Here is a 25,565-nt window from a genome sequence, read left to right on the forward strand (position 1 = left end):
TTAAACAAGGCGAGGATTATATAGATGCAGAGCAGCAAAAACAATTAAATTATAATGATGCTGTAACAAATGCAGAAACTATCATTAATGAAACATCACAACCAACACTTGATGTGAATACAATTAATCAAGCGACTAATAACGTTACCCAAACAAAAGATGCTTTAGATGGAGAAGAAAGACTTGACCAAGCTAAAACGACAGCAACTACAGCATTGGATGGCTTAACTCATTTAAATCAGGCTCAAAAAGCTAATTTGACTGACAATATCAATCATGCTAATCGTATTGCTGATATCGAACAGTTAACACAAACTGCTAACGATTTAAATCAAGCGATGTCTGACTTACAAAATGGTATCAATAATGAGAATACCGTACTAATTAGTCAAAATTATCAAGACGCTTCACCAGACAATAAAGCGAATTACACAACTGCAGTACAAGCGGCTAAAGACATTCTTAACCAAGCAGGTCCAAATAAAAATAAAGCGCAAGTAGAAGAAGCTTTAAGACAAGTTCAAAATGCCGAACAAGCATTAAATGGTACTCAGAATTTAGATCAAGCTAAACAAAACGCTAAACAACAATTAAATTCACTTACATCATTAACAGATGCTCAAAAAGCACAATTAACGCAAGACATTGATAATGGTCAAACAGTTAGTGACGTTCAAGGTATTCAAAACAATGCCGACACATTAAATCAAGCAATGGACACATTAAGACAAAGTATAGCTGACCAAACAACTGTTAAAGATAATGAAGATTACCATGATGCATCTCCAGATCAACAACAAGCATATAATGCAGCAGTAACAGATGCTGAAAATATCATTAATACAGCAACTAATCCTGAAATGAATCCGGATGCAATCAATAACAAGGCTCAACAAGTTATTTCAGCCAAAACTAAATTAAATGGTGATGAAAACTTAGAAGCTGCTAAGCAAGATGCAAAACAATATTTAGATACATTAGGTCAAATTACAGATCAACAAAAAGCGAATTTATTAAATCAAATCAAACAATCGCCTCATATAAGTGACGTTAATCAAGTAAAACAAGCAGCTAATGATTTAAATCAAGCAATGCAACAATTACAAGCTGAAGTGAATCAAGCGCCACAAGTTAAAACAACTAAGAATTATACTGATGCCGATCAACCTAAACAATCTGATTATGATCAAAGTGTAACAACTGCTGAAGCTATATTAGATCAAGCAAATGGTCCTAATACATCTCAAGACAAAGTAGAAGAAGCTTTACAACGAATTGTCGCAGCTAAAAAAGCATTAAATGGTGATCAAAAATTAAATGATACGAAAGCAAGTGCACAACAATATTTAGGTACGTTAACACATTTAACTGATGCGCAACGACAGGCTTTTGAAGCAAATGTAAATCAAGCAAATCATATTGCTGATGTAAATCAAATTAAACAAGAAGCTCAATCGTTAGATGATGCAATGGAACAATTAAATACATTAGTGAACAATCAACCATCAGTACAAGCAACTCAAAACTACTTAGACGCTGATCAATCAAAACAATCTGATTATGATATGTATTTAGTTACTGCACAAGGCATTGTTAACCAACAATCAGGTCCTAATACTCCGATGAATGAAGTTCAAAACCTTATTAATCAAATCAATCAGGCACAACAAGCATTAAACGGAGAACGTAACCTTGAAGATGCTAAACGTAACGCAATGAATACTATAAGTAACAGTGCTGATTTAAATGATGCTCAAAAAGACGCTTTAAAAGCGCAAGTATCTAACGGTAAGCGTGTTGCAGATGTAAAAGCAATTGAACAATTAGCTACTGAAATAAACAACAATATGACTAGCTTAAAAGAAGCTATTGCTGATAAAAATGATACTTTAACAAGCGGCAATTACATCAATGCAAGTGGTGATAAACAACAAGCCTACACAAATCAAGTTGATAATGCAGAAGCCATCATTAATGGTACGCAAGGTGCAGTCTTAATTCCAAGTGAAATTTCAAATGCTACATCACAAGTTAACGCTGCTAAACAAGACTTAAATGGTGATGAAAACTTACGTGAAGCAAAACAAAACGCAACAACAGCTATCGATGGATTAACTTCTCTCAATGATGCTCAAAGAGACCAGTTAAAACAACAAATCGCACTAGCACAAACTTTACCTGATATAAATACTACTCAAAATAAAGCAACAGTACTCAATGACGCAATGCATAAATTAAGAGACAGTATTGCTAATGCATCTAATATTAAAACGAGTCAAAATTATACAGACGCTAATCAAAATTTACAAGATGCATACAATAGTCAAGTTGATAATGCCAATGGAATCGTTAACCCAATAGCATCACCTACAATGGATCCTGATGCAATTACACAAGCTGCATCTCAAGTGACTACTGCTGAAAAAGCACTAAATGGTACAGAAAACTTAAGACATGCACAACAAGATGCCTTAACACATTTAGATAGCTTAAGTCATTTAACTGATGCTCAAAAAGCAGATCTCACACAACAAATTAATCAAGCAACTCATGTGAGTGATGTAACAGCTACGCAAAACAGTGCGAATGATCTTAACACTGCGATGGACCAATTGAACCAAGCTATCGCAAACCAACAAGCAATTAAGCAATCAGTGAACTATACAGATGCTAACAATAATCTCAAAGAAAATTATTCAAATGCTGTTAAGGAAGCACAACAAATATTAGACAAGACAAATGGTCTTAACACATCACAAACTGATGTAGTAGCAGCAATGCAAAAAGTTCAAACTGCAGAACAAGCTTTAAATGGTAACCAAAATGTTGAACATGCGAAGACTCAAGCACTAGCTGATTTAGAACACTTAACATCATTAAATAATGCTCAAAAAGAAGCATTAACACAACAAATTAATGATGCAACAACAGTCGCAGATGTGAATCAACAAAGCGACAATGCTACAGAACTAAACACAGCAATGAGTCAATTACAAGATGGTATTGCTAACAAACAACAAATATTAGATAGTCAAAACTATACCGATGCCGAACCATCAAAACAACAAGCTTATAATCAAGCCATTTCAAATGGGGAACAACTTTTAGATAAAGAACACGGTCAAAATCTAGACAAAGATGCTGTTGCACAAGCTTTAGCACAAGTAACATCTACAAAAGATGCTCTAGATGGTACTCAGATTTTAGAACAAGCAAAAACGAATGCTACTAATGCGATTAATGATCTACAAAACTTAACAAATATACAAAAGGATGAGTTAAAACGTCAAATTCAACAAGCTCAAAATGTAGCAAATGTTGATAACGTTAAAACACAATCTCAAACACTCGATCAAGCAATGCAAGTATTACGTCAAAGCATTCAAGATAACCCATCAATTAAAACAGGGCAAAATTATTTAGATGCATCAAATAGCAATCAAAATGACTACAATACGGCTATTGATCAAGCAAATGCGATTATCGATGCTACAAGTCAACCTAACATGAGTGCTACTGAAATTAATCAAGCTGCAACTAAAGTAAATGAAACAAAAGCAGCATTAAATGGTGAACAAAACTTAATTCAAGCTAAAGAAGCTGCGAAACATGATATTGGTCAAATGAATCATTTAAATCAAAATCAAATCAATACTTTGAATGATCAAGTACAACAAGCTAATGATATTGCAGCTGTCAACGCACTTAAAGATTCAGCTACATCATTAAATACAGTAATGGGTCAACTTAAAGACACAATTGCTAATCATAACGATGTTCAACAAAGTGTGAATTACACTGATGCTGATACTGATAAACAGCAAGCTTATGATAATGCAGTTTCCCAAGCCGAGGCTATTACAGATCCAACTAATGGTACGAATGCCACACAATCTCAAGTTGAAGCAGCCATTGCAAAAGTAAAAGCTGCGCAACAAGACCTTAATGGTAATCGTAAAGTAGAAGAAGCTAAAGCTGCAGCTAAGCAAGCATTAAGTACGTATGCAAATTTAAATCATGCTCAAGTTAATACAGCTACTCAACATATCAATGATGCACAAACATTAGAAGCTGTCACTCAAGCACAACAAGAGGCAAATACGCTTAATAATGCAATGGGTCAACTTCAACAAGGTATAGCATATCATCAAGATGTTGAACAAAGCGTGGATTATACTGATGCTGATACTGATAAACAACAGGCATACACAGATACTGTTACTCAAGCACAAAGTATCCTTGATAAAGATCATGGAAATGATCTTACTCAATCTCAAGTTGAACAAGCTTTAGCAAAAGTAAATCAAGCACAACAAGATTTGAATGGTGAAGAAAAAGTTCAAGAGGCTAAAATAGCAGTTATTCAAGAACTAGGCACTTACTCAAACTTAAATCATGCTCAAACAAACACTGCTCAAGATCGTATCAACAATGCCCAAACATTAGCTGAAGTAGCACAAGCTAAACAAACAGCACAAGATTTAAATAATGCAATGGGACAATTACAACAAAGTATTGATAACTATCAAGATGTTGAACAAAGTGTAGATTATACTGATGCTGATACTAGTAAACAATCTGCATATACTAACGCAGTGCATCAAGCACAAAACACACTTGATAAAGACCTTGGACATGATCTTACACAGTCTGAAGTAGAACAAGCTATTGAAAATGTTAATCATGCTAAACAAGAATTAAATGGAGAAGAAAAAGTATCAGAAGCTAAAATCAATGCACTACAAACATTAGATAATGATACGCATTTAAACCAACACCAACGTGAAGCTGCGAAAAATAACATTAATGGTGCTACGACGCTATCTCAAGTTGCACAAGCAATAGATCAAGCAAATGCATTAAATACTGTGATGGGTCAATTAAAAGATAGTATCAGTGATCAAGCAACTATCAAACAACAAATCAATTACACTGATGCTGATACAGATAGAAAAACAAATTATGATGATGCAGTTACAAATGCTCAAGCTATTTTAGATCCAGTAAATGGTAATAACTTATCAAAAGAACAAGTAGAATCTGCCATAAATCAAGTTAATACAACTAAAGATCAATTAAATGGTAATACTAACCTTCAAAATGCTAAAAACGAAGCCAATACTCAATTAAATGCACTTGATCACATCAATCATGCGCAAAGTGACAATTTAAGAGATCAAATTGCTACTGCACCTTCAGTAGAAGCTGTACATCAAATTGAAGCTACTGCTCAAGCATTAGATCAAGCAATGCAACAATTACAACAAGCAATTGCTAATCGAAATGATATCTTAAATAGCCAAAATTACGCTGACGCAAGTCCTGATAAAAAACAAGCCTATGATCAAGCATTACAAAATGCAGACGATATATTAGCTAAAACAACAGGACCAAATAGTGATCAGCAAGCAGTTGAACAAGCAATGCAAGCTGTTACAAATGCTGCACACGAGTTAAATGGTGCACAAAACTTACATGATGCACAATCTCAAGCTACTCAAGCGATTGAAAATGCACCACATCTTAACGAACAACAAAAAAATGAACTTAAAGGAAAAGTAAATCAAGCACAAACGGTAGCGGCTGTAACAGATTTACAAAATAACGCTAATGCATTAAATACTGCTATGAAACAACTCAAACAAGCGATTGCAGATCACGATACAATTGTTGCAGATGGTAATTACACTAATGCTAGCCCACAAGAACAAGGCGCTTATACAGATGCTTACCAACGTGCACAAAATTTAATCAATGGTACACCGGATGTCATTATCAATCCTGCAGATATTACTACTGCAACTCAAAATGTTAATAATGCAGAGCAAGGATTAAATGGTAATTCAAACCTTGCCAATGCTAAACAAGAAGCAACCAATGCTTTACAACAAATGACAGGATTGTCAGATGCACAACGTCAAAGTATTCAAGACCAAATTGATACAGCGAAACAACTTCCTGATATAGATACGATTAAAGCTAATGCAGGCAACTTGAATAATGCCATGTCTGACTTACGCCAAGAAGTTGCAAAACAACATGATGTTAAAGCAAGTCAGCCTTATGTAGATGCAAATACTAGCAATCAAGATGACTATAACCATGCCATTACAAATGCTGAAAGTATGATTAATGAAACAACTCAACCTACATTAAATCCAGAGGCTGTGACTCAAGCATTAAATCAAATCAAAACATCAACTCAAGATTTAAATGGAGTAGAAAACTTAAATAATGCAAAACAAAGTGCTACGAATGATCTACAACATTTAAGTCATTTGAATCAAGCACAACAAGCTGACTTGACACAACAGCTTAAAGACGCACCAAATGTTGCAAAGCTAAAGCAACTTCACTTGATCAAGCTATGGAACAATTAATAAACGCAGTCAATGATAAAGATCAAGTACATCAAAGTGTTAATTATAGTGACGCAGATCAACCTAAACAAAGCGCTTATGATCATGCTATTAATGATGCTCAATTAATTACAGATCCAACTACTGGATCAAATTCAACACAAGCTGAGGTTGAAGCAGCATTATCTGCAATAAATACAGCGAAACAAGATTTAAACGGTAACCGTAAAGTTGAAGATGCTAAAAATAATGCAAATCAAGCACTTAACAATTTAAATCATCTAAATAACGCTCAACGTGAAAACATTGAACATCAAATTGATCAAGCACAAACACTAGCTGACATCGATCGAATAAACAACGATGCACAAGCTTTAAATAATGCTATGGGACAACTCGCAGATAGCTTAAATGACAAAGCTGAAACGCTTAATAGTCAAAATTACAACGACGCTAGTCCTGATAAGAAAACTGACTATACTGATGCAGTTTCAAATGCCGAAACAATCTTAAACCCAACACAAGGTGGTAACTTAACTAAAGATGAAGTAGAAGCAGCTATAAATGCGGTCAACAGTAAAAAAGATGCCTTAAACGGTAAAGAAAACTTAGCTAATGCTAAACAAAATGCTAACCAAGCTATTGATGGATTAACACATTTAACAAATCCACAAAAAGAAGCCTTAAAACAATTAGTTGATCAATCTACAACTGTTGCAGAAGTTAAAGATAATGAAAATAAAGCACAAGCAGTTGATACAGCAATGGAACACTTAAATCAATCAGTTGCCGATAATACAGATATCAAAAATGGACAAAATTACATTGATTCAAGTGAAAATAATAAAGATGCTTATAATAATGCAGTTAACACAGCACAAGGTATTCAAAATGAAGTAACTAATCCAGTTATTGATCCAACTGTGATAAACCAAGCTGCAGACACAGTTACTAACACTAAAGACGGTTTAAACGGTAATGAAAACCTTACACACGCTAAAGAAGAAGCAATGCAATCAGTTGGCACGTATGATCACTTAAATAATGCACAACAAAAAGACATAGAAAATAGGATTAAACAAGCAATATCAGTAGATGAAGCTAATCAAATTAAAATTGAAGCTGAAAATCTAAATCATGCTATGAATGATTTGAATCAGGCAATTAAAGATAAAGATGATATTAAATCTAATGTTAACTACACAGATGCTGATCCAGCGAAACAAGAAGCTTATAATAATGCTATTAGCAATGCTGAACACATTTTATCTAAGACAAACGGTAATAATGCGACACAAACAGAAGTGGCAGAAGCAATTCAAGCAGTTAAAAGAGCTAAAGACACCTTAAACGGCAATGACAATGTTCAAAATGCTAAAATTCAAGCGACTGATACAATCAACAATTCAAATGATTTAAATCATGCTCAAAAAGATGCGTTAAAACAACAAGTTGCTGATGCAACAACTGTCGCTGACGTTAATGCAATTAAACAAAACGCTCTAGATTTAAATCAAGCAATGACAGCTTTAAAACAAGGTATCGCTAATAAAGATCAAATATTAGCAGACGGTAACTACACAAATGCAAGTCCTGATAAACAACATGCATACAATGATGCAGTTAACCACGCACAACAATTAATAGATGGTGTGCCAAACGTTATTGTGTCACCAAGTGACATACAAAATGCATTAAATCACGTGAACCAAGCTAACAATGACTTGAATGGTAATGCTAACCTTATTAATGCTAAACAACAGGTAACACAAGCGCTTGATCAATTACCAAATTTAAATCAAGCACAACGTGATGAATTTAATAAGCAAATCAATCAAGCATTACAAGTACCTGATGTTAACGCGATTCAACAAGCTGCAGAAAAACTTAACGATGCAATGACAGCCTTGAAACAAGGCATCGCAAATAAAGACGATATCAAAGGTAGCGAAAATTATCATGATGCAGATCCGGATAGACAAACAGCATTTGATGATGCTATCAATCATGCAGATACATTATTAAATGAGCAAAACAATCCAACTATGGATCCAGACACAATCAAACAAGCATTAGCTAATGTTAATGAAGCTAATCATAATTTAAACGGCGACCAAAAACTTGCCACTGCTCAACAAGATGCTAAAACAACACTAGGTACATTAGATCATTTAAACCAAGCACAAATTGATGCATTAACTCAACAAATTGATCAAGCGCCAGATATTGCCGCAACGAACAAAATTAAACAAAATGCTGAAAGTTTAAATAATGCCATGAATCAATTAGATCAAGCATTACAAACTAAAGCAGATACGTTAGGTAGTATCAATTATTCAGATGCAGATCAACCTAAGAAAGATGCTTATAACGATGCAGTAACACTTGCAGAAAGTATCGTAGATCATAATAGTCAAAACAATGCATCTCAAGATGATATCGCACAAGCGTTAAAACAACTTAACGATGCTAAAGATGCATTAAATGGTAATTCAAACGTTGAAAATGCGAAACAGGAAGCGATTGAGCAAATTAATAACGCACAAGATTTAAATCCTGCACAAAAAGAAGCATTAAAACAACAAGTGAATTTAGCAAATACTGTAAATGATGTAAATCAAGTTAAAGCTACAACAAGTAATTTAGATCAAGCAATGTCCGCATTGAAACAAGGTATTGCAGACAAAGATCAAACAATAGCAGACGGTAATTACACAAATGCTAACCCAGATAAACAACAAGCATATAGTGAAGCAATCAATCATGCCGAACAAATTATCAATGGTACTCCGAATGCAATCGTAGATCCACAAGCTATTACTAACGCTTTACATCAAGTGGATCAAACGAAAGGCGATTTGAATGGTAATGATAATCTACACGATGCACAACAAAACGCATCTACTCTGATTGATGGTTTACCAAACTTAAATCCTGCACAAAAAGCAGCTTTAAAAGAACAAGTGAATCAAACAAGTCTTGTTCCAAGTGTTGATCAAATCAAACAATCTGCAAATGATTTAAACACTGCAATGGGTAACTTGAATCAGACATTACAAGCCAATGCTCAAGTACCTCAAACCATCGATTACACACAAGCAAACAATGATAAACAAACAGCATATGATAATGCTGTAGCTCAAGCACAACAAGTTGTTAATGGCAATCAAGTGGTACAATTATCACCAGACGCTGTGAAACAAATGACTGATGCTATTAATCATGCGAAAGATGATTTAAATGGTGATGAAAACCTAGCTCAAGCTAAACAAGATGCTAAAGCAAATCTCAATACATTACCTGATTTAAATCAACCGCAACATGATGCACTTACAAACCAAATTGAGCAAGCACAGACAATTGAAGCGGTAAATCAAGTAAAACAACAGGCACAAAATGTCAATGATGCAATGCACAACTTAAAACAGGGCATTGCAAATAAAGACGATATTTTATGTAGTGAAAATTATCACGACGCTGATACTGATAAACAAACTGCATATCAAGATGCAATCAGACAAGCTGAATCCATCATAAATCAAACTGTTGATCCAACTTTAAATCCAGATGATATTACACAAGCACTAACTCAAGTAAATCTGGCTAAAGATGACCTCAATGGTGATACCAAATTGACAACAGAAAAGCAAAATGCTACTAACGATGTCAATGGCATGACACATCTAAATGACGCACAAAAGCAAGCACTCACATCTCAAATCGAACACGCGCCAAATATAGATGCTGTTAACACAGCTAAACAAACTGCTGAAAGTTTGAATAATGCAATGGATCAATTAGAACAAGCGATTCATAATAAAAATCAAATATTAGCTGATGGTAATTATTTAAATGCTGATCAAGCTATCCAAGATGCATACAATCAAGCAGTAGGAAATGCAGAAAATGTATTAAATCCTCAACTTGGTACTAATGAAGATCAAAGTACAATTGAAGCAATGACTAATAAGGTAAATCAAGCGATCCAAAATTTAAATGGTAATTCAAACTTAGCCCAAGCTAAACAAGATGCTAATCAAGCATTAACGCAATTACCTCACTTAAATGACGCGCAACGACATGATTTGGAAACACAAATTGCAAATGCACCATTAGTTACTGATGTCGATTCAATAAAACAAAATGCACAAACATTAGATCAAGCAATGGAACATTTAAGAGATAGTGTTAAAGATAATCAACAAACACTTAATTCTGAAGATTATCATGATGCAACTGCTGATCGTCAAAATGACTATAACAATGCAGTGAATGATGCTAATCAAATCATAAATGCAACAACACCAGTTATGAATCCAACTGACATTAATGCAGCTGCTAACCTTGTTAATGCTAATAAAGTAGCTTTAGATGGCGATGAAAACCTAACTCACGCTAAACAACAAGCTACACAAACCATCGATCACTTAGATCACCTAAATCAAGCACAAATACAACAAGCACAAGAGGGTATTGCTCAAGCTACTGATATTGATGCCGTAACTCAACATGTTCGAGATGCTCAAGCGCTAGATAATGCAATGAATCAATTACAAAATGCTATTGCTAATCAAAATGACGTAAAACAACAAAGTCAGTTTGTTAACGCTGACCCAGATAAGCAATCTGCATATACTGATGCTGTTGCCCATGCTCAATCTATCATTGATCATCAACATGGACCAAATGCAAGTCAACCAGAAGTTGAACAAGCATTAACTCAAGTTCAACAAGCATTACAAAACTTAAATGGCGAACAAAGATTACAAGATTCTAAATTACATGCTCAACAAGCCATTGATGGACTAGCAGATTTAAATGATCCACAAAAATCTGCTTTAAAAGAACAAGTTAATCACGCACCACTCATTACGGATGTGCAACAAATTGAACAACAAGCAGATTCGCTTAACCAAGCTATGCATGGATTACGTCAAAGTATTGATGATAATGCAGAAGTTAAAGCAAGTAGTGCATATATTAATGAGGATCCTACAGAACAACAAAATTATGATCAAGCAGTCCAAAATGCGCAAGATTTGATTAATGAACAACAAGCCACATTAGATACAAATGTAATTAATCAAACAACTGAAAGTGTAAATAATAGTAAACAAGCACTTCAAGGTGTAACTAAACTACAAAATGAAAAAGATCTAGCTAAGGAACGCATTAATCAATTACCTCATCTTAATGATGCTCAAAAACATATGGAAGATGCTTTAATTGATAATGAAACAACACGTACAGCTGTTAAAAATGATGTAACTGAGGCACAACAACTTGATCAATATATGGATGCGTTACAACAAAGTATTGCCGATAAACAAACAACATTAGATAGCAGTCAATACATCAACGCAGATCCTAATAAAAAGCAAGATTATGACAACGCAATTCAAAATGCTGAAAGTATCATTGCTGGAATAACTAATCCAACAATCAATAAAGATAATGTAAATCAAGCTACTGAATCAGTGAATGCTACTAAACAAGCGTTAAATGGTGTTGAAAAACTAGCTGAAGATAAACAACATGCCGGTGAAACAATGAATCAATTTAATCAATTAACACCAGCACAACAACAAGCGCTTAATGATGCAATTACTGATGCTCAAACTAGAGATGAAGTTGCTCAAAAAGTAGCGCAAGCAGAAGCACTTAACAATGCAATGCAAGCATTAAAAGATAGCATTAAGGATCACCAACAAGTTGAAAATAGTAGTCAATTCACAAACGAAGATCCAAAACAAAAAGATGATTATTCTCAAGCGGTTCAACATGCATTAGATATTATCAATCAAGCTACAAATCCAACATTAGATCAAACACAAATTGAACAAGCAACACAAGCTGTTATCAATGCCAAAGATCAATTACATGGAGATCAAAAATTAGCTCAAGATAAACAACTAGCAAACGAAACGATCAATCATCTACAAAATCTAAATGCTGCACAACGTCAAGCACTACAAGAACAAATCAACCAAGTACCTACTCGTGACGAAGTTGCTCAAAAAGTAGCGCAAGCAGAAGCTTTAGATCAGTCAATGAAAGCATTGAGAGACGCGATTCAAGATCATCAACAAGTTGAAAATAGTAGTCCATTTATTAATGAAGATTCACCTGAACAAAATGCTTATACAAATGCAGTACAACAAGCGGAAGCATTAATTAATCAAGTAGATCATCCAACATTGGATAGAACACAAGTTCAACAACTTACAGAAGCTGTTACAAATGCGAAAGATCACTTACACGGTGCTGAAAAACTTCAAAATGATAAACAACACGCGATTACAGATTTAAATCAACTTAATGGCTTAAATGACGCTCAACGTAACACATTCGAAACTCAAATTAATCAAGCACCAACTCGTAATGAGGTCGCTGAAATTGTCGCTCGAGCAAATGCATTAAATCAAGCGATGAATACATTGAGAAATGTCATTCAAGACCAGCCACAAATTGAATCAAGTAGTCCATTTATTAATGAAGATTCACCTGAGCAAGAAGCATATAAACAAGCCGTTTCAAATGCCAAATCAATTGTCGATAAAACTACAGATCCTATCATGGATAAAGATCATGTAGACCAAGCAATACAAGAAGTAAATGACGCTATCGCAAATCTACACGGAAATCAAAAACTTGCTCAAGCACAACAACAAGCATTGACTGATTTAGATGGACTTAGCAATTTAAATCATGATCAGCTTGAATTTGCGAAAGATGCAGTTAACCAAGCAACAACAAGAAATGAAGTTGCTCAAATCGTCCAATCCGCAAATCAACTTGATCAAACAATGGGTAGACTTAAAGATGTAATGAATCAAGCAAATAGAGACAAATCAGATCCTAATTACACAGAGGCATCTACTGAAAAACAAGATGCATTCAATCAATCTTTAACAAATGCAACACATATTACAGATATACAAACAGGACCTAATGCAACTCAAATAGATGTTGAAAATGCAATCACATCTTTACAACAAGCAATAAATAATCTAGATGGAAATGCACGTGTAACTAATGCAAAGGTACAAACTATTCAAGATATTGAACAACAACCACATCTTAATGATGAGCAAAAATCAGCGATGAAAGATCAAGTTAAACAAGCAACTACATTAAAATCAATCGCTCAAATTGAAGATCAATCACATCAATTAGATCATTCGACTGATCAATTACAACAAGCGATTGATGAACACAATCATGTAACAAATACAGTTGATTTCACGCAAGCTGATCCTGACAAACAAGCTGCATATAATCAAGCAATAGCACAAGCACAACAACTTCTAACTCAAAATGCGACACAACAAGAAGTTGAACAAGCTATTACAGCGATTGAAAATGCTAAACATGATTTGAATGGTGATGAAAAAGTTGCAGAAGCGAAAGCAAATGCAACTCAGAATATTGATCAATTAACTGCTTTAAATGAAGCGCAACATCAAGCGATAAACAATCGCATTAACAATGCCAACGATTTAAATGATATTCAAAGCATCGTTAATGAGGCTAATAAGTTAAATCATGCAATGACTGAACTTCAACAAGCAGTTAACGATAATAATGAACCAACGAAACAAACAGGTAATTATTTAAATGCCGATACTCAACTTAAACATGATTTTGATGAAGCTATCACACAAGCACAACAAGCATTAGATCATCCAACTGGTTCTAATTTAACAACTGATCAAATTAATCAACTTAAAGATGCAATCACACATACAAAAGATGCATTAAATGGTAACCAAAGATTAAATGATTCCAAATCTGATGCATTAAACAAATTAGATCAATTAACACATCTGAATAATGCTCAAAAACAAATGGCAGAACAACAAATTAATTCTGCTAATACCTTAGGCGATGTGGCTAAAGCAGCTCAAAAAGCAACAACATTAGATAAATCTATGGATGCTTTAAATCAATATGTTCAACGAACAGAAGCGCCAGTCAAAGCAAGTTCGAATTATATCGATGCAGATGATGAGTTAAAAGCGAATTATAACGCTACTTTAGATCGTGCACATAATGTGTTGAACAAAGCTCAAGGTAATGCATTAACAAATGATGAAGTAGAATCTTTACAACAAGAGATAATCAATGCTGAAAATGCCCTTAATGGTGATCAAAACGTTTCTAAAGCTAAAGGTAAAGCTGATCAATTTATCGATAGTTTAGAAAACTTAAATCCAAATCAAAGAAACTTAGCACATCAATTAGTTGCTCAAGCTGATGATTTAGATACTCTTAATGACATCATCAATAATCAAATTGATTTAAATGATGCAATGAAAGTATTAAAAGATATTGTAAATAATGATGTGCCAAGTAGCGAAAATAGTATTAAATATCAAAATGCAGATGATAATGCTAAAGCGAACTTTACTCAAGCTAAAGATGATGCCATTAAATTATTAAAAGGTACTGATAATGAAGTTGGCGATACAAACGATATCCAAGGTGCAATCCAAACACTTAAAGAAGTAATCAACCATTTAAATGGCGATTCTAGATTACAAGATGCTAAAAACAAAGCAATCCAAATGATTAATAAAGCATTAGCAGATAAAATCAATGATATTGAAGCTACAAATGCGACTGATCAAGATAAGATAGATGCTAAAAATAAAGCCGAAGCGCTTGCGAATCAAACAATCAATAATATTAATAAAGCAACAACTAATCAAGCAGTCGATAATGTTGAAAATAACGGCAGTCAAGCAATTGCTCAAATTCATGCTAACGAAATACCAAAAGCTCAAAACGATGCTAAACAAGATATTAATCAACATAGTCAAGCATTAATAGATGCAATTGATCATAATTCAAATCTATCTGATGCAGAAAAAGACGCTTTAAAAGCGTAAATTCGTCAATTACAACAACAAGCAAACACTGATATTTCGAATGCTACAACTAAAGAGCAAATTCAAAATGCCAAAGATCAATTCAACAATGCTTTAGACAAACTAAAAGATTTAATTCAGTCTAAAGTTGATGCAAAACAAGCGATTAAAGATATTGCTAATGCAAAACGTGATGACATTAACAACAACCCAAATCTTACAGATGCGCAAAAAGCAAAAGCATTAAAAGAAATCGATGATTTTGAAAATCAAGCATTGAACAATATCGAAAATGCTAAAACAAAAGACGAAATTTCAAATGCATTAACTAATGGAATTAATCAAATTCAAAATGCGCCTATTTGGGAAGTAGACCAACAACCAGTCACAAACGAATTACCTAAAGCCTCAGCTCAACAGGTACTCGTTAATGGAGAAATTGTTGTCCAACGTGACGAAGTCATAACTGACGAAGACGTGCTTCAACATATCAACTTAAGTGAACAAATAAAAGCAAAAGTATTAGAAATACCAAATACATCAAGCGTATCTAATAATTTAGAAGCACGTGTTGAAATAACTTTAACTGATGGATCAAAAGTGATTGTTCACGTACCAGTTAAAGTGATTGAACAAACATTAACAGTAGCCAAACAACAAGCAATAAAAGATATTGAAGATGCAACCCGAAATAAAATTGACGATATTAATAACAACACTACTTTAACGCAAGAACAAAAAGATGCTGCGATTACTGAGGTAGATAAATTAAAACAACAAGCAATTGACAATATCAATAAATCTACTAAACAAGATGACGTTGATCAGGCTAAACAAAAGGGACAAGATCAAATTAATCAATTTGACCCTAATGCATTTACTATTGATCAAGCAAAAGATAATGCACAAAAAGCGATAGAAGACGCAATCAATCAAAAAATAGATGAAATTAACGCTAGAAAAGATCTATCAGATAAAGAAAAACAAGTTGCAGTCGAACAACTTAATAAGTTAAAAGACAATGCGATCAAGGCGATAAACGACGCAACAACTTTAACTGAAATTAATAAGCAAAAAGCTCAATATCAAGCAACAATTAATCAATTCAAACCTGTTGCTAACGACTTAGCGAAGCATAAAAACAATGCCATTTCATCTATTAAACAAATTGCTAACCAAAAATCTAAAAGTATCCTAAATAGTCCGTTTGGAACACGTAGTCAAAAACAAGATGCATTAAATAGAATCTATGGCATTTTAAACGATACAATTAGAAATATTTACAATGCTCAATCACAACAAGTTGTTAATCAAGTATTAAATGATGGCATCGCACGTATTCTTTCTGTAGAAATAACAGGATGGAATTCAAACATTCCGCCTCAATCAACATTGACTCATCCATCCGTGTACGATTTATCTAGAGCGCTTAATACTAACCAATTTAAAACATTTAATAGTTCTAGCGAAAATGCAATGGAAAGTCTAAAAGATCTTATAACTAATGAACATGCGAAGAAAGATAGCGAGGAACCAAATGACAACTTTAAACACCATAAAAATTCAAATGGTTTTGTAGATTTATTAAAAAATACACTTGGATTTGTAGGTATTTCAGGTTTATTAGCAGGATTCTGGTTCATTTTAGCGAAACGTCGTAAAAAAGATGAGGAAGATGAAACAGAAGATTATTCTTCACATCAACATAAGAAGAACAAACACTTAATCGATGATGTCGACCACACACCATTGTTAGTTGCTAAAAAGAAAAAGAACAATGACGAAGAAAACAATAAGAAAGCAACTGAATTATCTCAAAAGAAACAATCATTAAAAGATGATGATTCACACGTTGCACCACTGATTGCTAAAAAGAAAAAAGAAAGCAAAGATACAACACCAAAACCAAAAGGAACAGCGACAACCAAAAATAAAAAAGTCGTCGCTTCTAAAAGAAAGAAAAAGAAATCTAAAAAGTCTTCTAAACGTAAAAAGTAATCGTTCCTCAAAATAAAGGAGCACCGATTGAAATCACTTCAATCGGTGCTCCTTTTATATTACTCGGCTTTTAATATTTTATATAATGCTTGTTGTGCATGTTGATTAGCTTCTTTATTTTGTTCTCTAGGTACCCATTTTACAAACAACAAATCAAAGTCTTGCTCTAAAATTTCTAGTTGTTCAAAGTAAGGTTTGAATTTAGCATTTTTTACATATCCTGCTTCTACACTATCTGCAATTAACTTTGAATCCGTGTATAGAAGGGCATTATTTACTTTTAATTCTCTTGCATGTTCTAACGCATGAATACAAGCTGCCCATTCAGCACTATGGTTATCCATTTCTCCTAAATCGTGGGTAAACACATGATGTTGATCTTCTTCTTTAATTACAACAGCACATGTACTCCTACCTGGATTCCCTTTAGTTGCAGCATCAAAATTAATCTTCGCCATGTTTACACCTACTTCATTTATATGTTTTGAACTAATCTAATCATTATTAATTTAATCATAATCATAGGTACAAATTCATCAAATTTTAATTATCATTAATAAAAAATCGCTTTACCTAATTAGTACATTAAGCAAAGCGAAGCGTATTTAATAATTGATTTAAAAGCCTTCATCTAATTTAGTAATTTTACCTTTACGGTAGAACGATTTGGCAATGTATCCAAATGGCACATTGAAAATCGTAGACACAAGTTTTAAAACATATGTCGTGATAAAGATTTCAAAAACTGCCATGCCAGGTAAACTACCTATAAATGCAATAGATACAAATAATGCTGTATCAATGATAGAGCTAATAATGGTACTTCCATAAGCTCTAATGATAAATGTTTTATCTGAACTAAATAGCTTTTTAATTAATGAAAATATAAATACATCCACGTGTTGGCCTATGATATAAGCAACTATTGAACCTAATGCAATTCTAGGCACAACATCAAAAATGGCATGAAAAGCATTTTGCGCAGTATCTTCAGGGGCCGGAATAAAATGTAATGACATTTGCATTATAATAATCATAACTAAAGTTGAAGAGAAACCTAACCAAACTGCACGTTTCGCTACTTTTCTTCCATAAATATCATTTAAAATATCCGTAGCTAAATAAATAGAAGCAAACATCACATTACCTAAAGTAGCTGAAATACCGAATATTTCTACCGTTTTGATCACTTGAATATTTGCGATAATCGTTCCAATCGCTACCCATGCTAGTAATCCTTGTTTACCAAACATACGATACATCGCTACCATTAATATAAACGTCACTAAAAAGGTAGCAACGCCAAACAATTCATTATACATATCATTTTCCTCCTAAATTTTGTTAATGCGGGTGTTTAGAAACCGCTAAAATAACTTAACCATTTTACTCTAAAATAGTATTTTATGCAATGCGATATCCATTTCCACGAAATGTTATATTCATTAAAAAGTGAAATATAAGAAAGACAAATTGATTGTTGTTCAATCATGGTTAATAAATGCTATAATATCGACATGTGAATTAATGAGTCAAAGACAGTAGATTAGATGAACTTGACATATAAGACATGTCATATACGCTACGTTAATGTCCCGAACTCTTTATTTGCGACATAAAAAATTCTATAGCTAAAGGGAGTGGAGAGTATCCTTACTTATTCCGAACAACAAGCTATAAATCAAATTGATCAATTATTGACTACGTATTGTCATCAATGTCCATTAAAGTCGCATATAAGAAAGACTGAGAACAAGACACAGGCACATCATTTTTGTATCAATGAATGTTCAATTGGTAAACAAATTAAGCAAATAGGAAATGAACTTCAATAGGAGGTAATTGTTATGGAAATTGTTTCAATCTCAGAAACACCAAATCACAATACTATGAAAATCACTTTAAGTGAATCACGAGAAGATATGAAATCTAATACTTATACATCAGCAGAAGAAGGGCAACCTGAATTCATTAACGCATTATTTGATATCGAAGGTGTAAAATCAATATTTTATGTTATGGATTTCATCTCAGTTGATAAAGAGGATCAGGCAGATTGGCAAACGCTAATCCCTCAAATCGAAGATAAGTTCAATCAATAAGTAAATCTGATTGCATGGAGGACAGAGACTATGGAAATTTTACGTGTAGAACCTACACCGAGTCCTAATACGATGAAAATCGTCTTAACAGAAAAAAGACAAGATAATCAATCGAATACTTATACAACAATTAATGATCAGCAACCACAATTTATTAATGATTTATTAGAACTTGATGGCGTGAAGTCCATTTTCTATGTTATGGATTTCTTAGCAATCGATAAACAACCTAAAGCCGATTGGGAAGAAGTCTTACCTTTAATTACATCTACCTTAAATAAGGAAGATCAAACACAACAAGAATCACAACCAGATGAACACTTTGGAGAAGTTAAAGCTGAGGTATTAATGTTTAAGGGGATACCTTATCAAATCAAACTATCCACCGGACATGATGAAAAACGTAAACAATTACCAGAATTTTATGTAGATAGTATGCTTAAAGCTCAAAAAGATAGCGATAACATAGTATTATTAAGAAAATGGGAAGACTTTGGCATTCGATATGGGGATATTGAAGACGTTATGAATGACGTATATGAAGAAACATTAGCACTATATCCCGAAGAACGAATTCAACAACTAATTAAAGAAGCATTAGAAACAGATATTGTTATTCCAGAAAGTCACTACCAACATGTATCGCTTGAAACTTATCAGCAAGCTTCAGACTGGAAAGAAAAATTAAGAATGTTGAAATCATTCCCAACACCGACATTTGATGATATTCCTTTATTAGACGCTGCATTAAATGAAGAAAAAGTGCCACTACGTCGTGAAGCAATTGTGTTATTAGGCATGATTGAAGATCGTCAAATCCTACCCTATATTTATAAGGGATTACATGATAAAAGTCCTGCAGTACGACGTACAGCAGGCGATTGTCTAAGCGATTTAGGATTTAAAGAGGCACTACCCGAAATGGAAAAAGCACTTGATGATCCACAGAAAATCGTTCGCTGGAGAGCAGCAATGTTTATATTTGATGAAGGAAACGAACAACAATTAGATAGTCTAAAAGCGCATGCCGATGATTCAGCATATGAAGTTAAATTACAAATTGAAATGGCTATTTCTAGAATAGAGAAGGGCGATGAAGCCCTCGGCTCTGTTTGGAAACAAATTGCGAATAGAAATAAATCCTAATCAATGAATAAAGGAGTATATCAATATGAATGCATATGAACAATATATGAAAGAACTCGCTCAACAAATGCGTTCTGAACTTACAGATCACCAATTTGAAAGTTTAGAAACAAGTGAAGCAGTAGAATCCTACATGAAACAAGTCAGTGACAATGACACAACTTTCGTCGTTATCAATTCTACTTGTGGTTGTGCTGCCGGATTAGCAAGACCAGCTGCTGTTGCTGTTGCAGAACAAAACGAAGCGAAACCAACAAATAAAGTTACAGTATTTGCTGGCCAAGATAAAGAAGCAACTGCAACAATGCGTGAATATATTCAACAAGTACCATCTAGTCCATCATTCGCTTTATTTAAAGGGCAAAATCTAGTCCATTTTATGCCAAGAGAGCATATCGAAGGTAGAGACATCAATGACATTGCGATGGACTTAAAAGACGCTTTTGATGATCATTGTGAAGTCAAATAATCAATGAGTATCACATATTATTGAAAACATTAGGGTAGTAAGAGTAGTACAGTTTTCTCAAGACACTTAGAGATGCGAGACTGTGCCACTCTTTTTGTATGTTTTTTTGACTAAATAAATTAAATTTTACATATATCTGGCTTACTACTTTTTTCAACGATTAATTCTCAGTATAATAAAATTAATGTTAATTGTTGGTAAATATGCCAAAGATACATCAATACAGACTATTAAGAAAGGATGTCATCAATTATGCTCAATTCATTTGATGCAGCTTACCACGGCCTCTGTGAAGAAATTCTAAATATAGGAAACCAAAGAGATGATCGCACTCATACAGGAACCATTTCTAAATTCGGACATCAACTTAGATTTGATTTATCTAAGGGATTTCCATTATTAACTACTAAAAAAGTATCTTTTAAACTCGTAGCAACAGAATTACTTTGGTTTATTAAAGGGGATACAAATATTAAATATCTTCTTCAATATAATAATAATATTTGGAATGAATGGGCTTTTGAAAATTATATCAACTCAGAAGACTATCATGGACCAGATATGACCAATTTCGGTCATCGTTCACTTCAAGATAGTGAATTTAATGAATTATATAAAGCTGAAATGAAAAAATTCAAAGAAAATATTTTAAATGATGATGCATTTGCGCAAAAATACGGTGATTTAGGAAATGTATATGGTAAACAATGGAGAGATTGGGAAGATAAAGACGGCAATCATTTTGACCAACTTAAAACTGTCATTGAGCAAATCAAGCAACATCCTAATTCTAGACGTCATATTGTATCGGCTTGGAATCCTACTGAGATAGATACTATGGCATTGCCACCATGTCATACGATGTTCCAGTTCTACGTACAAGATGGTAAATTAAGTTGCCAATTATATCAACGTAGTGCTGATATCTTTTTAGGCGTACCATTTAATATTGCCAGTTATGCATTACTTACTCATCTCATTGCTAAAGAATGCGGACTTGAAGTTGGTGAGTTTGTTCATACTTTTGGAGATGCACATATTTACTCTAATCACATGGATGCAGTTGAAACACAATTATCCCGAGATAGTTTCAATCCACCACAAATTAAGATTAACACTGACAAATCCATATTCGATATTGAATACGAAGATATTGAACTCATTAATTACGAATCACATCCAGCTATTAAAGCACCTATCGCTGTATAGTATATAAGAAATTTTTTGTAGCTTAGTATAATTATGAGAAATTTTTCAATTTTTATCATAAAATTTTCAATATGAACTAGGTTATTGTAACGAATTGTATTCAATTTATGTTACATTAAATTTATGAAACTGATATATTAACGCCCACATACCAAGGAGGAGAACGAAATGACATTATCTATTTTAGTCGCACATGATCAACAAAGAGTTATAGGTTACCAAAATCAATTACCATGGCATTTACCTAACGACCTTAAACATGTTAAAGAATTAACAACAGGTCATACGTTAGTAATGGGACGAAAAACTTACGAATCCATTGGTAAACCATTACCAAATAGACGAAATGTGGTTTTGACTAAAAATATGTCTTTTCATCCTGATGGTGTGGATGTCATTCATTCTTTCGAAGAGATTCAACAATTAGAAGGCCACGTATTTATTTTTGGTGGTCAAACATTATTTGAAGAAATGATAGATAAAGTAGACGATATGTTTATTACTGTGGTAGATGGAAAATTTCAAGGTGATACATTCTTTCCTCCTTACACTTTTGAAGAATGGGAAGTTGAGTCATCAGTTGAAGGCAAACTAGATGAAAAAAGTACAATTCCACATACATTTTTACATTTAAAAAGGAAAAAGTCATAGGAGGAGTTATTTATGGTTAAGCAAGTTATCGTTACGGATTCTACATCAGATTTACCTCAAAGCTATTTAAAGGAAAATTCAATCAATGTTATACCTTTGAACGTTACAATTGACGGTAAATCATATATTGACCAAATTGAGATTACTTCTGAAGAATATATTGAATATATGGAACAAGATGCTGATGTTAAGACAAGTCAACCTGCTACTGGTGAATTTATTAACCTATACGAAGAACTTGCAGGTGATGATGTGGAAATTATCAGTATTCATATGTCATCTGGCTTAAGTGGTACATATAACACGGCATATCAAGCAAGTGAAATGGTAGATGCGAATGTGACAGTCATAGATTCTAAATCAATTTCCAACGGTTTGGCATATCAAATTAAACATATCGTTGAATTGATAGAACAAGGTACATCTACAACTGACATCGTAAAAAGCGTTAAAGAATTGCAAGAAAACACGAAACTATTTGTTGTCATTGGACAATTAAACCAACTTATTAAAGGTGGCCGTGTAAGTAAGACTAAAGGACTTATTGGTAATATCATGAAAATCAAACCAATAGGTACATTAAATGATGGCAAATTAGAGTTAGTACATAACGCTAGGACTCAAAATACTAGTATCAATTATCTAAAAAAAGAAATTTCAGAATTCATAGAAAATCATAAAATTAAATCAGTAGGTATTACTCATGCAAGTGCATTAGATTTTGTTGATAAAATTAAAAATACCTTTACTGAGGCATTCAATTGTCAAGATTATGATATTAACATCACAACACCTGTTGTCACTACGCATACTGGAAAAGGTGCAATTGGATTGGTTGTCGTTCGAGAAAAATAATAATCGCTTTCAATGTCTTCTAGCCTTTGAGCGTTTATCTTTATTTCTATCTAATAATATCGTAAATTATTAACAAGAATAGGAAGGAGGCAATCAAATGGCTTATGCAACATTAGCTGGCGGTTGTTTTTGGTGTATGGTTAAACCATTCACATCATATCCTGGCATTGAATCAGTAGTCTCTGGATATAGTGGTGGTCATGTAGAAAACCCTACTTACGAACAAGTATGTACTAATCAAACTGGACATGTAGAAGCTGTCCAAATTACTTATAATCCAGAAATAACTTCATTTGAAAATATATTAGATGTTTATTTCAAGACATTTGATCCAACAGATGATGGCGGTCAATTTTTCGATCGAGGTGAAAGTTATCAACCTGTCATCTTTTACCATGACGAAGAACAGCGTAAAGCTGCCATCTTAAAGAAACAACAAATTGATGAACAAGGTATTTTTAAGAAACCGGTTATTACACCAATCAAACCATATAAAAATTTCTATCCTGCAGAAGATTATCATCAAGATTACTATAAAAAGAATCCTATGCATTATGAACAATACCAACGTGGTTCAGGCAGAAAAGCATTTATAGAAACACATTGGGGGACTCAACATGATTAAAAAGAATAAAGACGAACTTAATGATATGGAATATCTAGTTACCCAAGAAAATGGTACCGAGCCACCATTTCAAAATGAATATTGGAATCATTTTGAAAAAGGTATTTATGTAGACAAACTTTCAGGTAAACCATTATTTACGTCTGAAGAAAAATTTGAATCTGATTGTGGATGGCCAAGTTTTTCAAAAGCTATTGATAATGACGAAATCATTGAATTAGTAGATAAAACGTTTGGTATGATTAGAACAGAAGTACGTTCTGAAGATGCCAACAGTCATTTAGGCCATGTGTTTAATGATGGTCCGAAAGATAAGGGTGGATTAAGATATTGCATCAACTCAGCAGCAATTCAATTTATTCCTTATGATAAATTAGAAGAATTAGGTTACGGTGACTTAATACAACACTTTGAGAAATAGGAGTGAAACACTATGTTTAAAAAATTATTTGGTAAAGGTAAAGAAGTAGATAAGAATATTCAAATTTATGCGCCACTATCTGGAGAATATGTAAAAATCGAGGATATCCCAGATCCAGTTTTCGCTCAAAAAATGATGGGAGAAGGTTTTGGTATTAATCCAACTGAAGGTACTGTAGTATCTCCAATTGAAGGTAATGTAGATAATGTATTCCCTACAAAACATGCAATTGGATTAAAAGCAGAGAATGGTCTTGAATTATTAGTGCATATCGGTTTAGATACTGTTCAACTTGATGGAGAAGGCTTTGAAGTACTTGTAGACAGTGGAGACACAGTTAAAGTTGGAGACCCAATCATCAAATTTGATGTTGAATATATTAGAAACAATGCAAAATCAGTTATTTCTCCAGTTATTATTACAAACTCTGATCAAACAGCATCTATTCACTTTGAAGACGTTAACGCAGTTGTTAAAGGTGAAACAAAAGTTATTGATGTGACAATGAACTAATGAAGAATTATTCATTTTATCAATTTGCTATGACAGTTAGAGGTAGAAAAGATGATAAAGGGCGCTTAGCTGAACAAATTTTTGAAGATTTAGCCTTTCCGCGTCATGAGAATGATTTTAATACTCTTTCTGACTATATTGAAACACATGGAGATTTCACATTATCTATGTCCGTTTTTGATGATTTATACGAAGAATATACTGAATGGTTAAAATTTTAGCATTTACATTTAAAGAGGTCGGGACGTAAGCGTTTAAGATTTGAATTGCTTAAAACGATAAAATAATGATAGTACAATACTTATTAAATCGTGAGCGCAATTCTTTCAATACTGCTTTTTAGATAC

At 33.4% G+C, this 25,565-nt stretch carries 15 protein-coding genes and 2 pseudogenes; 15 read left to right on the forward strand and 2 right to left on the reverse strand.

The genetic code is table 11. The features are described 5' to 3' along the window. Nucleotides 1-17 precede the first annotated feature (17 nt). The 4 genes and pseudogenes from P7F85_RS06795 to P7F85_RS06810 all read left to right on the forward strand — a co-directional run. Nucleotides 18-6,380: pseudogene (locus P7F85_RS06795) on the forward strand (hyperosmolarity resistance protein Ebh); the annotation flags it as partial. Next, entirely contained in the window at nt 6,368-15,250 is an 8,883-nt protein-coding gene (locus P7F85_RS06800) for a DUF1542 domain-containing protein (RefSeq protein WP_447158531.1), read from the forward strand. The pseudogene P7F85_RS06795 and the gene P7F85_RS06800, both read left to right, overlap by 13 nt. Before the next feature lie 177 nt (nt 15,251-15,427). Then, a pseudogene (locus P7F85_RS06805) lies at nt 15,428-15,523 on the forward strand (DUF1542 domain-containing protein); the annotation flags it as partial. Next, on the forward strand, nt 15,506-17,227 hold the full coding sequence (locus P7F85_RS06810; protein ID WP_447158579.1) for a DUF1542 domain-containing protein: 1,722 nt from the start codon (nt 15,506-15,508) through the stop codon (nt 17,225-17,227). The pseudogene P7F85_RS06805 and the gene P7F85_RS06810, both read left to right, overlap by 18 nt. 59 nt (nt 17,228-17,286) lie before the next feature. On the opposite strand, the gene P7F85_RS06815 is transcribed toward P7F85_RS06810, so the two are convergent. Continuing rightward, nucleotides 17,287-17,685 carry a ribonuclease HI family protein gene (locus P7F85_RS06815; protein ID WP_002466613.1) on the reverse strand — a complete coding sequence of 133 codons (399 nt, stop codon included), beginning with the start codon at nt 17,683-17,685 and terminating at the stop codon, nt 17,287-17,289. A 159-nt stretch (nt 17,686-17,844) separates the two neighbouring features. Further along, complete coding sequence (locus tag P7F85_RS06820; protein ID WP_002466626.1) at nt 17,845-18,549, reverse strand: queuosine precursor transporter; 705 nt, start codon at nt 18,547-18,549, stop codon at nt 17,845-17,847. 318 nt (nt 18,550-18,867) lie between these two features. Between P7F85_RS06820 and P7F85_RS06825 the strand changes: the two genes are divergently transcribed. The 11 genes from P7F85_RS06825 to P7F85_RS06875 all read left to right on the forward strand — a co-directional run bounded on the left by P7F85_RS06825 (nt 18,868) and on the right by P7F85_RS06875 (nt 25,439). Then, entirely contained in the window at nt 18,868-19,062 is a 195-nt protein-coding gene (locus tag P7F85_RS06825; protein WP_015364999.1) for a zinc-finger domain-containing protein, read from the forward strand. Between the two features lie 12 nt (nt 19,063-19,074). Next, nucleotides 19,075-19,329 (forward strand): NifU N-terminal domain-containing protein, encoded by a 255-nt coding sequence (locus tag P7F85_RS06830; protein ID WP_002466633.1) that lies wholly within the window; start codon nt 19,075-19,077, stop codon nt 19,327-19,329. 30 nt (nt 19,330-19,359) lie between these two features. After that, complete coding sequence (locus tag P7F85_RS06835; protein ID WP_046464383.1) at nt 19,360-20,475, forward strand: conserved virulence factor C family protein; 1,116 nt, start codon at nt 19,360-19,362, stop codon at nt 20,473-20,475. 25 nt (nt 20,476-20,500) lie between these two features. Then, nucleotides 20,501-20,944, forward strand: coding sequence for a bacilliredoxin BrxA (gene brxA / locus P7F85_RS06840; protein ID WP_002466614.1), 444 nt, complete (start codon nt 20,501-20,503; stop codon nt 20,942-20,944). Nucleotides 20,945-21,196: 252 nt separating this feature from the next. Further along, nucleotides 21,197-22,153, forward strand: coding sequence for a thymidylate synthase (locus P7F85_RS06845; RefSeq protein ID WP_002466618.1), 957 nt, complete (start codon nt 21,197-21,199; stop codon nt 22,151-22,153). Between the two features lie 168 nt (nt 22,154-22,321). Then, nucleotides 22,322-22,804 carry a dihydrofolate reductase gene (locus P7F85_RS06850; protein WP_015365001.1) on the forward strand — a complete coding sequence of 161 codons (483 nt, stop codon included), beginning with the start codon at nt 22,322-22,324 and terminating at the stop codon, nt 22,802-22,804. Nucleotides 22,805-22,816: 12 nt separating this feature from the next. Further along, entirely contained in the window at nt 22,817-23,659 is an 843-nt protein-coding gene (locus P7F85_RS06855) for a DegV family protein (RefSeq protein ID WP_002466630.1), read from the forward strand. Between the two features lie 97 nt (nt 23,660-23,756). Beyond that, complete coding sequence (gene msrA, locus P7F85_RS06860) at nt 23,757-24,284, forward strand: peptide-methionine (S)-S-oxide reductase MsrA (protein ID WP_002466625.1); 528 nt, start codon at nt 23,757-23,759, stop codon at nt 24,282-24,284. Further along, a complete protein-coding gene (gene msrB, locus P7F85_RS06865; protein ID WP_002466623.1) occupies nt 24,277-24,705 on the forward strand; it encodes a peptide-methionine (R)-S-oxide reductase MsrB in 429 nt (142 codons plus the stop codon). The genes msrA and msrB overlap by 8 nt, the downstream gene beginning before the upstream one ends. A gap of 12 nt (nt 24,706-24,717) precedes the next feature. After that, nucleotides 24,718-25,218 (forward strand): PTS sugar transporter subunit IIA, encoded by a 501-nt coding sequence (locus tag P7F85_RS06870; protein WP_002451176.1) that lies wholly within the window; start codon nt 24,718-24,720, stop codon nt 25,216-25,218. Further along, nucleotides 25,218-25,439 (forward strand): YozE family protein, encoded by a 222-nt coding sequence (locus P7F85_RS06875; RefSeq protein ID WP_002451177.1) that lies wholly within the window; start codon nt 25,218-25,220, stop codon nt 25,437-25,439. Before P7F85_RS06870 ends, P7F85_RS06875 begins: the two co-directional genes overlap by 1 nt. Nucleotides 25,440-25,565 lie beyond the last annotated feature (126 nt).

The sequence above is a fragment of the Staphylococcus sp. aM genome (assembly GCF_052975125.1).

What these genes read in the sequence shown, in the direction of transcription:
- P7F85_RS06800 (WP_447158531.1), top strand. Translation starts at nt 6,368, where the DNA reads ATGGAACAATTAATAAACGCAGTCAATGATAAAGATCAAGTACATCAA.
- P7F85_RS06815 (WP_002466613.1), bottom strand. Translation starts at nt 17,685, where the DNA reads ATGGCGAAGATTAATTTTGATGCTGCAACTAAAGGGAATCCAGGTAGG.
- P7F85_RS06820 (WP_002466626.1), bottom strand. Translation starts at nt 18,549, where the DNA reads ATGTATAATGAATTGTTTGGCGTTGCTACCTTTTTAGTGACGTTTATA.
- P7F85_RS06830 (WP_002466633.1), top strand. Translation starts at nt 19,075, where the DNA reads ATGGAAATTGTTTCAATCTCAGAAACACCAAATCACAATACTATGAAA.
- P7F85_RS06835 (WP_046464383.1), top strand. Translation starts at nt 19,360, where the DNA reads ATGGAAATTTTACGTGTAGAACCTACACCGAGTCCTAATACGATGAAA.
- brxA (WP_002466614.1), top strand. Translation starts at nt 20,501, where the DNA reads ATGAATGCATATGAACAATATATGAAAGAACTCGCTCAACAAATGCGT.
- P7F85_RS06845 (WP_002466618.1), top strand. Translation starts at nt 21,197, where the DNA reads ATGCTCAATTCATTTGATGCAGCTTACCACGGCCTCTGTGAAGAAATT.
- P7F85_RS06850 (WP_015365001.1), top strand. Translation starts at nt 22,322, where the DNA reads ATGACATTATCTATTTTAGTCGCACATGATCAACAAAGAGTTATAGGT.
- P7F85_RS06855 (WP_002466630.1), top strand. Translation starts at nt 22,817, where the DNA reads ATGGTTAAGCAAGTTATCGTTACGGATTCTACATCAGATTTACCTCAA.
- msrA (WP_002466625.1), top strand. Translation starts at nt 23,757, where the DNA reads ATGGCTTATGCAACATTAGCTGGCGGTTGTTTTTGGTGTATGGTTAAA.
- msrB (WP_002466623.1), top strand. Translation starts at nt 24,277, where the DNA reads ATGATTAAAAAGAATAAAGACGAACTTAATGATATGGAATATCTAGTT.
- P7F85_RS06870 (WP_002451176.1), top strand. Translation starts at nt 24,718, where the DNA reads ATGTTTAAAAAATTATTTGGTAAAGGTAAAGAAGTAGATAAGAATATT.
- P7F85_RS06875 (WP_002451177.1), top strand. Translation starts at nt 25,218, where the DNA reads ATGAAGAATTATTCATTTTATCAATTTGCTATGACAGTTAGAGGTAGA.